The 15,308-nt window shown below is 37.1% G+C and carries 12 protein-coding genes; 5 read left to right on the top strand and 7 right to left on the bottom strand.

Features of this window, described 5'->3' with window-relative positions; all coding sequences use genetic code 11:
* Positions 1-45: 45 nt before the first annotated feature.
* From ccoG to ACR1PN_RS04300, 6 genes are all read right to left on the bottom strand, one after another.
* Entirely contained in the window at positions 46-1,500 is a 1,455-nt protein-coding gene (ccoG, locus tag ACR1PN_RS04325; protein WP_433979020.1) for a cytochrome c oxidase accessory protein CcoG, read from the bottom strand.
* Positions 1,501-1,595: 95 nt separating this feature from the next.
* Complete coding sequence (locus ACR1PN_RS04320; protein WP_378179195.1) at positions 1,596-2,474, bottom strand: cbb3-type cytochrome c oxidase N-terminal domain-containing protein; 879 nt, start codon at positions 2,472-2,474, stop codon at positions 1,596-1,598.
* Between the two features lie 10 nt (positions 2,475-2,484).
* Positions 2,485-2,682 carry a cbb3-type cytochrome oxidase subunit 3 gene (locus ACR1PN_RS04315; protein WP_378179192.1) on the bottom strand — a complete coding sequence of 66 codons (198 nt, stop codon included), beginning with the start codon at positions 2,680-2,682 and terminating at the stop codon, positions 2,485-2,487.
* Positions 2,683-2,700: 18 nt separating this feature from the next.
* Positions 2,701-4,962: a cytochrome-c oxidase, cbb3-type subunit I gene (gene ccoN, locus ACR1PN_RS04310; RefSeq protein WP_034672716.1), complete on the bottom strand. Its 2,262-nt coding sequence runs from the start codon at positions 4,960-4,962 to the stop codon at positions 2,701-2,703.
* 5 nt (positions 4,963-4,967) lie between these two features.
* A complete protein-coding gene (gene ccoS / locus ACR1PN_RS04305; RefSeq protein WP_433979019.1) occupies positions 4,968-5,189 on the bottom strand; it encodes a cbb3-type cytochrome oxidase assembly protein CcoS in 222 nt (73 codons plus the stop codon).
* 109 nt (positions 5,190-5,298) lie between these two features.
* The gene (locus ACR1PN_RS04300) at positions 5,299-7,674 is read right to left on the bottom strand and encodes a heavy metal translocating P-type ATPase (RefSeq protein ID WP_433979018.1); all 2,376 of its coding nucleotides are present in this window, start codon (positions 7,672-7,674) and stop codon (positions 5,299-5,301) included.
* Between the two features lie 89 nt (positions 7,675-7,763).
* Here ACR1PN_RS04300 and ACR1PN_RS04295 point away from each other — a divergent pair, with 89 nt between their 5' ends.
* The 5 genes from ACR1PN_RS04295 (at position 7,764) to ACR1PN_RS04275 (ending at position 13,000) form a co-directional block, all read left to right on the top strand.
* Complete coding sequence (locus ACR1PN_RS04295) at positions 7,764-8,477, top strand: Crp/Fnr family transcriptional regulator (RefSeq protein WP_378179181.1); 714 nt, start codon at positions 7,764-7,766, stop codon at positions 8,475-8,477.
* Positions 8,478-8,539: 62 nt separating this feature from the next.
* Positions 8,540-9,355, top strand: a complete 816-nt coding sequence (panB, locus tag ACR1PN_RS04290; RefSeq protein ID WP_065720231.1) for a 3-methyl-2-oxobutanoate hydroxymethyltransferase — start codon at positions 8,540-8,542, stop codon at positions 9,353-9,355.
* Positions 9,355-9,687, top strand: coding sequence for a hypothetical protein (locus ACR1PN_RS04285; protein WP_433979017.1), 333 nt, complete (start codon positions 9,355-9,357; stop codon positions 9,685-9,687). The genes panB and ACR1PN_RS04285 overlap by 1 nt, the downstream gene beginning before the upstream one ends.
* Before the next feature lies 1 nt (position 9,688).
* The gene (locus tag ACR1PN_RS04280; RefSeq protein WP_433979016.1) at positions 9,689-10,363 is read left to right on the top strand and encodes an RluA family pseudouridine synthase; all 675 of its coding nucleotides are present in this window, start codon (positions 9,689-9,691) and stop codon (positions 10,361-10,363) included.
* Positions 10,364-10,516: 153 nt separating this feature from the next.
* On the top strand, positions 10,517-13,000 hold the full coding sequence (locus ACR1PN_RS04275; protein WP_433979015.1) for a fibronectin type III domain-containing protein: 2,484 nt from the start codon (positions 10,517-10,519) through the stop codon (positions 12,998-13,000).
* 67 nt (positions 13,001-13,067) lie between these two features.
* On the opposite strand, the gene ACR1PN_RS04270 is transcribed toward ACR1PN_RS04275, so the two are convergent.
* Positions 13,068-15,272, bottom strand: coding sequence for a TonB-dependent receptor domain-containing protein (locus tag ACR1PN_RS04270; RefSeq protein ID WP_433979014.1), 2,205 nt, complete (start codon positions 15,270-15,272; stop codon positions 13,068-13,070).
* Positions 15,273-15,308 lie beyond the last annotated feature (36 nt).

The raw sequence follows: 15,308 nt of genomic DNA, 5'->3' as shown, positions 1-15,308 counted from the left end.
TTGTATGGAATGCTTAATTAAAAAGCACTCCATTTTAGATTTATTTTAAAACTGAAGTTTGAAAGGTCCTTCAAAATAGGTTTGATAAGAATCAATTAATTTACCTTTCATATCGTAAACGCCGATGGTGATGTTTTGCTTAGACAAATTCATCTCAGCTTCCGGGAAACTGATGTTGATGGTTCCTTTTGAGATTTTATCACGATCCACCGTAATTTTGCTTGAAGAACTGAACCCGATTTCAGCATGCGCCGGATCAATTACTTTGATGGTTACAACTTTCTTGTCGTTGGTCTTGTTTAAGAAAGTATAATTGTAAGTATTAATGATCTTTCCTTCTCTTACGAAGAATGTGCTTCCTGCAGGTTTAATGAATTTTGCTTCCATCTCACCACGGCTGGAAAGTAGAAATCCTAAAAATCCTACCAGCAGAACAAGAACAACGGCAAAACCTTTCATTCTTCCGGTAAATTTATATGGAGTACCGGTTTCAATTTCTTTTTCGGAAGCATAGCGGATCAATCCTTTCGGAAGACCTACCTTTTCCATCACTTCATCACAAGCGTCGATACAAGCTGTACAGTTTACACATTCCAATTGTTGTCCGTCTCTGATGTCAATTCCTGTCGGACAAACCACGACACACTGATAACAGTCGATACAGTCTCCTTTTCCAACAGCTTTTCTGTCTTCACCTTTTCTCCATTTAGAACGATTTTCACCTCTTTTAAAATCGTAAAAAACGTTGATCGTTTCTTTATCAATTAAAACGCCTTGCAATCTTCCGTATGGGCATACCAACGTACAAACCTGCTCTCTGAACCATGCAAATACAAAATAAAATGCCGCCGTAAAGAGAATCATCACCATAAAGTTGGTCGGATTGGCAAACGGACCTTGTGACACGATATTCAATACCTCTTCATACCCGACAATGTACATAAACATAAAATGGGTAATGATTAGCGAAATAACAACGTAAACCGACCATTTCAGGCTTCGTTTCCAGATTTTTTCGGTATTCCATTCCTGTCTGTCGAGCTTCATTTGCTTATTCCGGTCTCCTTCAATCAGGTATTCTATTTTACGAAATACAGATTCCATAAAAATTGTCTGAGGGCAGATCCACCCGCAGAAAATTCTTCCGAATGCTATCGTAAAAATGATAATGAAAATAAGAGATGCAATAGCGCCTAAAGTAAGGATGAAAAAATCCTGAGGATAAAAAGGCTGTCCTACGATGAAAAATTCTCTGTCGATGACATTGAACATAAAGAAAGGATTCCCATTGATCTTAATAAAAGGAATGGTAAAATATACGATAAGTAATAAGTAACTTACCAGATTTCGGTAATTGGTATATTTTCCTTTTGGTTTTCTTGGAAAAACCCATTTTCTTTTTCCGGATTGTTCCATTGTTCCTATAGAATCTCTATAGGTTTCAGGGTCTAAAACCTGTCCCTGTCCGCCGCGTGCGACTTCTTCGTCTATTTTTGACATTTTTCTCTAGGTTTTAAAAACGAAAAAACATAATTCGTTACTATTTTTATTTAATAACAAATTATGTTTTTCATATACTTTCTATTTTTGTTTAATTACTGTTTTTCCCAATGCGCTTCATCACCGTATGGTGGTGCACCGCCTTCAGCCGGAGTAATTGGTTTTTTCATCTGGTTGATTGAGTATACGTAAGCCGCAACTTTTTCGATATCGCTTCCGGTCAAGACTCCGTTTTTACCCCAAGCCTGCATTGCTGTTCCTGTTACTCCGTTTTCAACGACGTGGAATACGTTTTTGAATAAGGTTTTCTCAGGCTGGTTGTGCCAGAAATTATCGGTAAGGTTAGGACCAATACCACCTCTACCACCATCTGAATGACAAGATACACAGTTGGTCTTGAAGATTTCTTCACCTGCTGCAATATTGTCTTCTGAAAACTTCGCCGATTCTATAGTCACAGGTGGCTGTTCTGCAAGATACTTGGCAATAGCTGCTTCCTGAGTTTTATATTCCTGATCGTATTCGCTCAGTGGGTGTGCAAAATCTGTAAATGAGTATGCGCAGATATACACGATACAGAATACCGTTCCGAAATAGAATAAACCTACCCACCATTTAGGCAATTGGTTATCCAATTCCATAATTCCGTCGAAACCGTGATCGATAAGAATATCTTTCTCTTCCGTATCAGACTGCTTTTTGAATGCAGCTGCATAAAGTCTCGTGAAATAAGGTACCTTTTTCTCAGCCAAATATGCTGATTTTTCTTCAGCCGATAGTTTTTTAAATTTATTGTTTTCAATTAAATCTCCGATTGCAGAGTGGATGTATGCCAAAATAGCACTGATCACCACTGTACCCCAGAAATAAGGAGAAGTTAAAAACGAGTAGCTCTGTACAAACAAATAATAAAAAATTACTAATAGTACCGTAATTATTAAGATGTTTACAAAAACCGGTGTTCTTTGTTTCATAATAAATAGTTTAATTTTTTAAATTAAAATCATCTTCGTCATCCTCAAGCGGTGCATGTTCTTCTTCTTTGTAGTATTTTTTAGGTCTGCTGAAGACATAAATTAATAAGGCTACGAAGAACAGCATAAAGAATATCAGAGCCAATGTCTGGTAAAAACCTGCATTTTCAGTATTGGATAATATGTCTTTAAAATTTTGAGGAATCATCGGAAACTTTTAATAATTTTAGTTAGTACTTGCTGTTTTAATTTCAGTTGTTTTAATATCTGTACCCAGTCTCTGAAGATAAGAGATCAATGCTACGATTTCTTTTTTCTCCAATTCTCCTTTTGGTCTTTTTGCATAAGCATCTTTCAAATCGGCTGCTTCTACAAAAATATCTTTTACGATTTTCGCTGCCTGATTGTCTGCCCATTGATCAGCAGAGTCGATTTGCGCTTTTGTATAAGGTACATCGTACGTATTCTTCATGAATTTCAGCTTGTCGACCATTTTAGATCTATCAAGATTATTTGAAATCAGCCAAGGGTAACGAGGCATGATAGAGCCTGCAGAAGTAGATCTTGGGTTATACATATGCTTATAATGCCAAGAACTTGGGTTTTTACCTCCTTCTCTGTGCAAATCCGGCCCTGTTCTTTTAGATCCCCAAAGGAAAGGTCTGTCGTAAACGAATTCACCTGCTTTAGAATACTGTCCGTTTTTACCGTTGAATCTTACAATCTCGTCTCTGAATGGTCTTACCATCTGTGAGTGGCAAGCGTTACATCCTTCTCTGATATATAAATCTCTACCTTCAAGTTCCAGCGGTGAATAAGGTTTCACTGCAGAAATTGTTGGCACACTTTTCTTTAATGATAAAGTAGGAATAATTTCTACCATACTTCCGATCGAAATCGTTAAGAAAGATAAAACTCCTAATAATAAAGGCATTCTTTCCAACCAAAGGTGAGTACCTTCTCCTTCTTTTCTCTTGTTGCTGATGTTTGCCAATGCAGGTGCTTCAGCAGGAACTTCTTTCTGGAATGACCCTTTCTTGATCGTCATGTAAAGGTTCACCACCATAAACAGACCTCCTGTAAGATAGAATAAACCTCCTACGAATCTCATTTTAAAGTAAGGAATGATTGCAGTAACAGTATCCAACCAGTTTTTCCATAATAGAGTTCCGTCCGGGTTGAATTGTTTCCACATCAAACCTTGTGTAAATCCTGAAATATACATTGGAACTGCGTAGAAAATAATTCCTAAAGTACCTAACCAAAAATGCCAGTTAGCCATTTTTACAGACCAAAGTTTTGTTCTCCACATGATTGGTACCAAATAATAGATCACACCGAATGCCATGAAACCATTCCATCCTAATGCCCCTAAATGTACGTGACCAATTACCCAATCAGTAAAGTGACCGATTTTGTTGATATTTTTTGTTGCCAATAATGGTCCTTCGAAAGTTGCCATACCATAACATGTAACTGCAACCACAAAGAATTTCAAAATAGGATTTTCTCTTACTTTATCCCACGCTCCTCTCAAGGTAAGAAGACCGTTTAGCATTCCTCCCCAAGATGGTGCAATAAGCATGATTGAGAAACCTGTTCCCACTGCCTGTGCCCAAGCTGGTAAAGCAGTATACTGAAGGTGGTGAGGACCAGCCCAGATATATACGAAAATTAATGACCAGAAGTGAATAATGGATAACTTGTATGAGAATACAGGTCTGTCAGCAGCTTTTGGTAAGAAATAATACATCAAACCTAAAACCGGAGTCGTTAATACGAATGCAACCGCATTGTGACCATACCACCATTGTACGATAGCATCTTTTACCCCTGCATACGCTGAGTAAGATTTCCATCCGCCGAATGATAAAGGTACTTCAAGGTTGTTGAAAATATGAAGCATCGCAACCGCAATCCATGTTCCGATGTAGAACCAAATCGCAACATAAAGGTGACGAACTCTTCTTTTCCCGATGGTAAGGAACATATTGATTCCGAAAATAATCCATGAGAATGCAATTAAAATGTCGATTGGCCACTCGTGCTCAGCGTATTCTTTTGAAGTGTTGATCCCCATAAAGAATGTGATGAAAGTAGCTACAATCATGATTTGCCACGTCCAGAAATGAATCCAAGATAACGTGTCGCTGTACATTCTTGTTTTTAAAAGTCTCTGTAAAGAGTAGTAAACTCCCACATAAACGATATTACAAACGAATGCAAAGATTACCGTGTTGGTGTGTAGCATTCTGATTCTACCAAAGCCTAATGCACCGTTGGTATTGATTAAACCTTGTATGTTTCCTGATGCCAGACTGTTGATTGTTGTATCATCGGTCCCGAACAAAAATTCAGGAAGCTCAGGATAGAAAAGCATCAATGCTGCCGTAAGTCCAAACACGAAACCGATAATTCCAAAAACTATGGTAGCGTATAGGAATGCACGAACAATACTGTTGTCATAACTAAACTTTTGTGTCTCCATATTAACTATTCACTTTTTTCTTCAAATTTATTATTATCTCCTTTTTTCTCTTCGTTTTTGTTGCCACCTTCTTCTTTTTCCTTGATTTCATCAGAGTCAAAGAGAATTCTTACAGCTGGTGATTCGTCATCTTCAAACTGTCCTTTTCTGGCAAAAACTATAAATACGACCAGAAAAACCGCAGCTAAAGAAACGCTGCAAAGGATCATTAAATATAGAATATCCATTTGACAACAAAATTAACCTATTTTCGGGGTTCAAATTTAGTGAAAAATAATGACATTCATCACGAAATACGGGTTTTGACTAATTTAAAATCAGTCTAAATAGCAGCTTTTACGCCTGTTTTTTGAAATGTTTCTTTCCGAGAATCCAGGTTGAAACTGTGGTGAAAGAAATGACAGTAATCGAACTTGCGGGCATGATTAAAGCGGCGAAAAGCGGATTCATTTTTCCGGTTACAGCAAAGGTTAAACCGACAACATTGTATAGGAAACTAATTAAAAAAGTGAGCTTTACAATGGTGATCGAACCTTTACACACATTCAGATAGCGATCAAGCTCAGAAACTTTCTCGCCGTTCATAATAACGTCCGAAGATGGAGTAAAGCTGTTGCTGTCGTCAGAAATTGCAATTCCTACATTGCTCTGTTTTAAAGCTCCGGCATCATTTAATCCGTCTCCAAGCATAATTACTTTTAGACCTTGGTTCTGAAGATTTTGTATATAATTCAGTTTATCTTCAGGGTTTTGGTTAAAGGCCATCGAGCTGTAGTTCGGAATGATCTCTTTAAGCTGGTTTTCCTCGGAAGAATTGTCGCCGCTCAGGATGAAAATTTTATAATTCAACAGTTTTTTGAAAAGACTTTTTAGATGCTCTCTATATTCATTTTTGAAAATGAATTTTCCGATGAACTGATCATTTTTACTGATATAAACGGCGGTTTCGAGATTTTTAGACTCTTGATTATTGTATTTTGCAGAACCAATCTTATAAATATTTCCTCTCACATTTGCTTCGTAACCTTTGCCTGAGATTTCTACAAAATCATCAACGGGGAAATACTCATCTTTCACCTCCAAAAACTCATACAGTGATTTCGAAAGCGGATGGTTTGAGTTTTTAACCAAACTTTTAATATTTAATAAATCAAACTCTTGAATTTCAGATCCTTCGTATTTGATGTTTGATTTTTTGCGGTGTGTAATGGTTCCTGTCTTATCAAAAACCAAAGTATTTACTTTGGCAATTTTTTCGATCGTTAAAGTGTCTTTTACGTAGAATTTGTTTCTGCCTAAAATCCTCATAATATGCCCAAAAGTAAATGGTGAGGACAAAGCCAGTGCACAAGGGCAAGCAATAATCAATACCGCAGAAATGACCTGGAACATCGTCTCCAAATCAATAAAATACCAGTAAATTCCTGCAACCAACGCAATACCTAAAATAATGAATGTGAAATATTTACTGATCTCGTTGATCAATGTATCAAGTCCTGTTTCGTGTTTTTTGAAGGCTTCCTTGTTCCAAAGTTGAGTAAGGTAGCTTTGGTCAACGTTTTTAATGACTTCAAGCTCTAAAGAAGAACCAATCTGTTTACCTCCTGCAAAGATTTTGTCGCCAGGATTTTTGGTAATGCTTTCACTCTCACCGGTAATAAAGCTGTTGTCGATATTCCCGTTTCCGCTGATCAGGATCGCATCAACCGGAATAATTTCCTGATTTCTTACTAAAATCCGGTCACCTATTTTAATTTCCGAAAGAAGGATGTTGTCTTGTTTTCCGTTAAAATCAACCTTCGTTACAGCAATCGGGTAAAAAGATTTGTAATCTCTGTCGTAAGAAAGCGAACTGTATGTTCTTTTCTGGAAAATTTTCCCTAAAAGCATGAAGAATAAAAGTCCGCATAAAGTATCAAAATATCCAGGACCGTAATCGGTGGCAATCTCGTAAATGCTTCGTCCAAAAAGCACGAAAATTCCCAAAACTATCGGGACATCGATGTTGACGATTTTATTTTTTAAACCATACCAGGCTGATTTATAATAGTCAGAAGCGGAATAAAATACAACAGGAACGGAAAGCAGGAACATTAAAATTCTGAATAATCCTTTATAGTGATCCATCCAGAAATCTTCACCACCAATATATTCAGGGAAGGCGAGGAACATTCCGTTTCCGAAAGCAAATCCCGCAATTGCAAGTTTTACTAATAAAGATTTATCTAAATTGTCTTCGTTTTTATCTGCAGTTTCAAGATTAATAGCAGGTTTATAGCCGAGATTCGTTAAGAATTTAGCTAAATCACTTAATTTTAAATGGTTATGATTAAAAGAAATCTGTAGGGTCTTCCTTGTAAAGTTTACCTGAGAATAATGAATGTCTTTATTCAGCGTATGAAGACTTTCTAAAAGCCAGATGCATGAAGAACAGTGAATTACCGGAATTCTAAAAGTGACTAAACTTGTATTTCCTTCCGAAAAGTCTGTAATTCTTTCGAAAATTTCAGGGGTGTCGAGATAATCATATTGAGAAATATTTTCGTCCGGTCGGATTCCGGCTCTTTTATTGAGTTCGTAGAAATTGCTGAGATTATTGATATTCAGGATTTCATAAACAGATTTACAGCCTGTACAGCAGAAAATTTTTTCGTCGAAAGAAATTCTCTCTTTTTCTATCCCTTGTCCGCAATGAAAACAGTTCTCGCTCACCTTCATAAATTATTGAGTCACAAAATTATAACAATTTTTTTTTGTTTATCGATTTAAAATGTTCTATTTTTGTGACAAATGTCATAAAAATGTCGCAGGAACAACAAATTGCTATTGAAGAGAGATTTGCAAGAGTTTTTAACGATAAATCATTTAAAGAAAGGTTAACCAGTGCAGATTTTGATAAGTACATGAAGGCTAAAAAAAGCCTTACTTTTCAGAAACACGATATTATTTTCGAGGATGGAGAAACTCCGAAAGGAGTTTATTTTTTAGAAAAAGGTGCTGCTAAGCTTTCAAAATCAGGGGCTTTCGGTAAAGATCAGATTTTAAGATTTATAAAAGAAGGGGATATCATCGGATATCGCGCTTTACTTTGTGGTGAAAATTTTCAGGCAAAAGCTGAAGCGATGACTGATATTGAGGCTACTTTTCTTCCTGCAGAAGTTTTTATGGATTTACTTGAAATAGATTCTCAGTTATCTTTCGTCATGCTTCAGAAAATTTCTTACGAATTGGGGGAGTCTTCAAATACCATTACTTTCCTTGCGCAAAAAACAGTACGAGAGAGATTAGCGGAAATTTTACTGCTTCTTGAACAGAAATTAGGAACTGATCCTGAAGGATTCATCAAAATATCTTTAACGAGAGAAGAGATTGCCAACATCATCGGAACGGCTACTGAAAGTGCAATTCGTCTGATTTCTGAATTTAAGGGAGATCAGCTCATTGAAGTAGACGGTAGAAATATAAAAATTCTCAACCACGACAAGCTCATGAAACTGGGGCACGTGGTTCTATAAAATTTCATAAATATAAGTCGGCTCAGTGCCGACTTTTTAACTTTTAAATAATCATAAATAGTATGTCTGTTCACTCTGAAATTAAAAAAGTTACGACCGAAACCTTGCGAAAAATGAAATTCGACAAGGAAAAAATAACCATGCTTACTGCTTACGATTTTACAACGGCAAAAATGGTTGATGCCGGTGGAATTGATGCAATATTGATCGGTGATTCCGCTGCAAACGTAATGGCAGGCTTTGAAACGACACTTCCCATTACTTTAGACCAGATGATTTATCATACCCAAAGTGTGGTCAGAGGAACCGACAGAGCTCTGGTGATTGCCGATCTTCCTTTCGGAACCTACCAGAGTAATCCTGATATCGCTCTGGAATCTGCCGTGAGAATGATGAAAGAAGGTGGCGCTCATGCTATTAAGATTGAAGGTGGAAAAGGAATTTCTAAATCAATTAAGAAAATTATCAATGCCGGAATTCCGATTATGGGACATTTAGGACTGACTCCACAATCTATCTATCAGTTCGGAACCTATAAAGTAAGAGCAAAAGAAGAAGCGGAAGCCGAAAAACTGATCAGTGATGCAAAATTGCTTGAAGAATTGGGCTGTTTTGGAGTAGTGCTTGAAAAAATTCCTGCTGATCTGGCAAAACAGGTTACAGAAAGTATCTCAATTCCAACCATCGGAATCGGAGCGGGGCCTCATTGTGACGGACAGGTTTTGGTATATCATGATATGGTAGGAATGAACAAAGGCTTTTCACCAAAATTTTTGAGAAGATATTTAGACCTATATACAGAAATTACCGGAGCGGTATCACAATATGTAAAAGATGTGAAAAGCGCTGATTTCCCAAATCAAAATGAAAGCTATTAATGAGAAGTAATTTACAGACAGCACAGGGAATCATTTCCATTTTAGCAATTATTTGTTTAGCAGTAGGCTGGTTCAGACTTTTTCCGGGAGAAATCAATGATTTTCTTTCGGCAAGATTGTTTTATATTTTAATAGGAATAAGCTTTATTGTTCAGGGAAGAATGTTGATGCTGACGAATCCTAAATTTGTTTACCCGATGTATGCAGCGGCAGGTCTGTGTATCATTGGTGCTTTTTTACCGATTGATTCAAGTCTTAACATTATAAAAACCATCGGACTTTTAGGTGGAGTTATTATTTCATTCGTGAGCAGGTCGCAGTATCGTAAATAATATGGAGGAACAAATCGTCTATGAAGACAATCACCTTTTAGTCATCAATAAAAAAGTTGGGCAACTCGTTCAGGGAGATAAAACCGGAGATGAGTCTTTGCTCGATTCTATTAAAAATTTTATCAAAAAAAGAGACAGTAAACCCGGAAATGTTTTCCTAGGTTTGGTACATCGTATAGACCGGCCGACTTCAGGTTTGGTAATTTATGCTAAAACATCAAAAGCACTTTCAAGACTGACCCAAATGGTGAAGAATCGCGAGGTTGAGAAAACATACTGGGCGGTTATTGCCAAAGAAATGATTCCGCAAAGCCAGAGATTAGTTCATTATTTAAAGAAAAACGAAAAAAATAACAAGGCGATTGTTTTTCCTAAAGCAACAGATGGTGCGAAAGAAGCAATTCTTACGTACAATGTCATCAAAACTTTAGATAATTATCTTCTTTTAGAAATTGATCTCGAAACCGGTAGGCATCATCAGATCCGGGCACAATTGTCAAAAATTGGCGTTCCGATTAAGGGGGATTTAAAATATGGTTCACCAAGATCTAATCCTGATGGCGGAATAAATCTTCATGCAAGAAAGCTGGAATTTATACATCCTGTTACAAAAGAAGCAGTGGAAATTGTTGCTCCGGTTCCGCAAAATGATGCGATTTGGAGGGCTTGTGAATAGTATTTTGTGGATTGTTTAGTTTTTAATCACTGATTGGTGTTTTTACTTAAATCGTAATATTTTGTGATTTTTATTGAATATAATTGTGTGGTATTTGTTTTGTAGTGGATATTTTTAAATTTACTATATTTGTTGAAATCTAATCCTATTTACATGAAACAATTCTACAAATTCTTTTCTACAAGAAAAACACTAAATCCCCATCTGAAAAGTTTGGCTGCGGGCTTAGTATTCCTACTTGCAGGAAGCAGTAATGAAACAAAAGGTCAGGTTTGGACAATTAATGTTTGTTCAAATACACCCAGTACTACACAAAGCAATGTTTACGGACCAATGTATTCTGTGGCGACTGCAAATGCAGCCAACAGACTTGCAACTATTTACCCTTCCTCTCAATTGACAGGTATTGCGGCACAAACGCTTACGAGTGTCTATTTTCATACTGGTGCGGGAAATTCTGCAGGTATGCTTGGTACACCCAACCTTAAAGTTTATCTTAAAGAAATTTCAAATTTAGATTGGGGTACAGGAGCACTTGACTGGGCAACATCTTCAGCAGGGGCGACTTTAGTTTTTGATGGTAATCCGGCTCCTTTAATCGGAACTACAGGAGGCTGGAAGCAAATACCACTCACGACCAATTTTACTTATTCGGGCAACCAAAATTTAGCACTTTTTCTTGAATATAAAAATACCTCTGCCAGTAATGCAATTAGTTGGTCATACGAATATACCAGTCCTTGTGTAAGCGGATCCTCTTCTGGCCTTGAGACAAAATATAGCAATAATACAACGGGAACACTTCCGACTTCACTTGCGTCTACAAATTCCAGAAGACCATATATTGGGTTTGATCATCCGGTTCTCTGTCCGTCTCCCACCAATGTTGCCATATCGGGAATTACCATCAATGGTGCAAACATTACCTGGACTGCAGGGGGAAACGAAACTTCTTGGGATTATGCCATTCAGCCTGCGGGAGGCGGTTTGCCGGCTACATTCACTAATACGAATACCACAACTTTAAATCCTGCCACACTTATTGCCAATACAAACTATGAATTTTACGTAAGAGCAGCTTGTGGCGGAACAAACGGAAACAGCATCTGGAAAGGTCCTTATGTGTTCAAGACTTTATGTGGTGCAGTTACTTCTATGTTTGAGAACTTTGATAGCTATGCAACAGGAAATACGGTTCCGGATTGTTGGGCAAGAATTGTTGGCGGAAGTAATACGGCACAAACAATAAGTGCAACGAGCCCCGCATCAGGAAACAGAAATCTATATCAGATTACTTCAAGCCCGGCTAATGCTACAATTGTTGTTTTACCGGAATTCAGTAATGTAAATGCAGGAACTCATTGGTTACGTTTTAAAGCAAGAGTAACATCTGGAACCGGAGCTTTGGATGTAGGATATGTAACGAATATTACCGATGCTTCTACATTTACTAATATACAAACTGTAAGTATTCAGAATACATCTTATTCAGCTTCAGACTCTGAATATTCGGTTGCTGTACCTTCATCAGTCCCTGCAAATGCAAGGTTGGCTGTTCGTAACAGTGGAACGTCTACTGCCGGACATTATTGGGACGATGTTTATTGGGAAGTAAAACCAAGCTGTTTAGCACCGACTAATGTTACAACAGGAACAATAACGGCGTCTAATGCACAATTATCCTGGACACCGAGTACAAGTAACCCCACAAGCAGTTATGATATTTACTACAGCACATCAAATACGTCTCCAACTTCATCTACGACTCCTAATATTGTTGGCCATACCAGTCCCAATGTGACAATATCTCCTCTTAATCCTGCAACAACTTATTATGTTTGGGTAAGATCTTCTTGCAGTTCTTCTGATAAAAGTACATGGACAAACGCAGTGAATTTTGTAACGCAATGCGATGTTTTAACAGGATCTTATTTCGAAGGATTTGAAGGATATACAGGAACTACGAACGGAACGGCTGGTGTTTTACCAGCTTGTTGGACGAATTTGGGAACCACAAACGGCGCCCATATTTCAAACAGTACAACGATAACAGGGAACAATACCCTTTATTTATGGACTTCTGGAGCACGTATTGCTTATGTTGCTCTTCCTCCAATGACTACTTTACAGTCAGGTAATTATCAATTGAAATTTGATGCAAAAGCTTCTGTAACTGCGGGAGGAATTCTTCAGATCGGATATATTGACACTGCAAATAATTTTGTTGAGCTCACTACTTTTAGCGTCTCAACAACTAATACAACATATCCTTTTTCATTTGATATTCCTGTACTACCTGCTGGTGTAACGCAACTTGCAATAAAGAATCCTGGTACTCCGGCAAACAGCTTGTCAATTGATAATCTTTCTTATGAGCCAAAAGTTTTATCAACCTCTGAAGTTTCGGGTAAAAATAAACTGAGAATTTATCCAAACCCGTTCAGTGATATTGTGAATATTGATAATGTGACAGATGTAAAATCAGCTTCTGTAATTGATGTTTCCGGAAGAACCCTAAAAACATTTAAGGAAGTATCTTCAGCTCTGAATTTATCACACTTAAAAGAAGGAATGTATATTCTTGTTTTAGATTATAAAGATAACACAAGAACAACACACAAGATCATTAAAAAATAATTCCCCTTACAATAATAAAAAAATCGGCTCTGCAATAGAGCCGATTTTTTTGTGTTATATCGTATTTTTACTGTCCCTGATTCAGCACTCCGCCAGTGTCATCTTTTGGAGTCTCCGTGTTGAGGATATTTTGATCTACTTTAGCCAGTTTATTCTTGGTGGGAATTTTATAGTTTACAGAAATCCCGAAAGTTCGGCTGTCCCATCGGTTATTTAAGTAAATAGGAGTTGGCGTATTTACTGTCTTGAAGTTCATTCTGCTGCTGTTGAAAATATCGTCGGCAAACAAGCTTACCGTTAAGCGGTCACCATCAAATTTCTTGCTTAAGTTTACATTAACCCGATTCATGATCGGTTGGGTAGACTGGAAGAAATAATAGTTCCCATTGGTGGAATAGGATAGTGTGGGAGCAAATTTAATACCTTTTGGAAGGAGAAACTGTCCTGTCACATTAAAAAACCACATACCCTTTTGCTCAGTGATTTCTTTGATATCCTGAAACTGGTATCCCGCATAGAAATAAAGGAAATTAATTTTGTCGGGATTGAAATCAAATTTCATGACTTCGCTAAGAGGTTTGCTAAATATCATGAGTGGAACAGGGATGGCAATATTGAAACTGTGCTGTGTTAAAGAACTGATGTTTACATTGGTTTGAGAAATGTTATACCCGTCTTTTTCCACATACATCATCACCTGATCGCTTACCCTGCTTACATTATAGCTGATAAATCCATAATTAAAAGCACTTAACTTGGCTTCGAAGTTATTAAAAATAGTAGGCTGAACATTGGGATTCCCTGAAATATTTACATTCGGATTTTGGAAGGTGTTGTTGTTCGGATTTAATTGTCCGGTACTTGGCAGTGTAATTTTTCTGCTGTAATTCAAATTGAAGAAGACTAAGGGGGCAATATCATATTGTATGCTTCCGTTGGGAAAAAACTGGAACTTTTTAAATGTTCTTAAATCATCCCATTTACCACTCTGTAAGTTTAAGGATTTTCCGGAAATATCATAATCTTCCGCTCTTAAACCTGCGATGAAACTGAATTTTTTAAATTTTGTATTCAGCTCAGTGTACATGGCGGCGGTTTGTCTTTGGTAATCGAGATTTTCATTTCCATAAAAATCTGTCACAAAGTTTAATTTGTCATACATCCCTCCAATGCTGATTTTTCCCTCTTCCAAAAGCTTGATTGGCTGAGAATAATCAACTCTCAAATTGTAGGCGTTTTGAGTAGATGCATTTTCCGCAGGAGAGGGTTTTATCAGAGGATTGGTATTGGGAATGTAAACAGTATTGACTGCATTTTGATCAAAATTATTTCTGAAATTAGAATAATTGAATCTGATATCTAATTTTTGTGCTTTATCGGTAAACCTTTTCTGGTACGTTGCTGTAAGCTCATTTCTGTAGTTTTTATTTTTACTTTTTCCTTCGTTAAGGTAATCAGCAACTACAAGGTTTTGAGATTGTTGAGGGTATTCGAAATTTGCAGTTCCTTCAGAAGTGTTGTAAGAGTCGTTATCAGAATTAAAGAAATCATAATTCAATAAGAGCCTGTCTTTTCCCAATTCGATCGTAACAGCTGATTTTGCGAAATATGAGCGGGCATATCTATCATTAAAGCCTGTCGACACGTCATCCATTTCGTTGCTGCCAAACGATTCGTTATAATTTTGTCCTGCACTGAATTGCCATCCAAACCACTTGTTTTTAGAATTTAAGACAATACTGTTGTTAAACTTATTTCTGAATTTATCATAATCTGAAAAACGGTATCCTCCGGAATAGGTAGCTGTAAGATAACTTTTGGCTGATTTAGAAGTAATAATATTCAAAATTGCACCTCCTGAAGTCGCCGGAAATTCTGCGCCCGGTTGAGTTACCACCTCAATTCTTTCGATAGATGAAGCGGGCATTCCTTCTAAAAATGCAGTTAAGTCGTTGGTGGAAATATTCAAAGGTCTGCCATCCATATATACCTGTAAAGACTTTCCCTGATACATCATTCCTGCAATATCGGTGACCACCATGCCCGGAAGTTTTTTAATCCCTTCTAAAGATGACCCGGAATTTAGAGCCGGTTGTTCTGAAAAATCGAAGATGGTGCGGTCTGCCTTTTGTTCAACGGCTTTTTTAGTTTGGGTGATAACAACTCCCTCAATTTGTTTTTCTTTTTCTTTGCTTTCTGTATTGTTTTTGGTTTCCTGTGCGAAACTTAAAACTGAGCCTAAAATTGAGAGCGTAAGTAATGTTTTCTTCATGATGTGACTTCAAAATCTATTCAGTTAGACGTCTAA

The organism is Chryseobacterium sp. RLHN22, assembly GCF_051011795.1.
Lineage (GTDB): Bacteria > Bacteroidota > Bacteroidia > Flavobacteriales > Weeksellaceae > Chryseobacterium > Chryseobacterium zhengzhouense.
Note: the sequence above shows the minus strand (reverse complement) of the source record. Positions and strands in the feature narration are given on the sequence as shown.

Excerpts from the sequence above, each read along its gene's own strand:
- ccoG (WP_433979020.1), bottom strand. The coding sequence starts at position 1,500 with ATGTCAAAAATAGACGAAGAAGTCGCACGCGGCGGACAGGGACAGGTT.
- ACR1PN_RS04270 (WP_433979014.1), bottom strand. The coding sequence starts at position 15,272 with ATGAAGAAAACATTACTTACGCTCTCAATTTTAGGCTCAGTTTTAAGT.
- ACR1PN_RS04320 (WP_378179195.1), bottom strand. The coding sequence starts at position 2,474 with ATGAAACAAAGAACACCGGTTTTTGTAAACATCTTAATAATTACGGTA.
- ACR1PN_RS04275 (WP_433979015.1), top strand. The coding sequence starts at position 10,517 with ATGAAACAATTCTACAAATTCTTTTCTACAAGAAAAACACTAAATCCC.
- ACR1PN_RS04280 (WP_433979016.1), top strand. The coding sequence starts at position 9,689 with ATGGAGGAACAAATCGTCTATGAAGACAATCACCTTTTAGTCATCAAT.
- ccoN (WP_034672716.1), bottom strand. The coding sequence starts at position 4,962 with ATGGAGACACAAAAGTTTAGTTATGACAACAGTATTGTTCGTGCATTC.
- panB (WP_065720231.1), top strand. The coding sequence starts at position 8,540 with ATGTCTGTTCACTCTGAAATTAAAAAAGTTACGACCGAAACCTTGCGA.
- ACR1PN_RS04295 (WP_378179181.1), top strand. The coding sequence starts at position 7,764 with ATGTCGCAGGAACAACAAATTGCTATTGAAGAGAGATTTGCAAGAGTT.
- ACR1PN_RS04315 (WP_378179192.1), bottom strand. The coding sequence starts at position 2,682 with ATGATTCCTCAAAATTTTAAAGACATATTATCCAATACTGAAAATGCA.
- ccoS (WP_433979019.1), bottom strand. The coding sequence starts at position 5,189 with ATGGATATTCTATATTTAATGATCCTTTGCAGCGTTTCTTTAGCTGCG.
- ACR1PN_RS04285 (WP_433979017.1), top strand. The coding sequence starts at position 9,355 with ATGAGAAGTAATTTACAGACAGCACAGGGAATCATTTCCATTTTAGCA.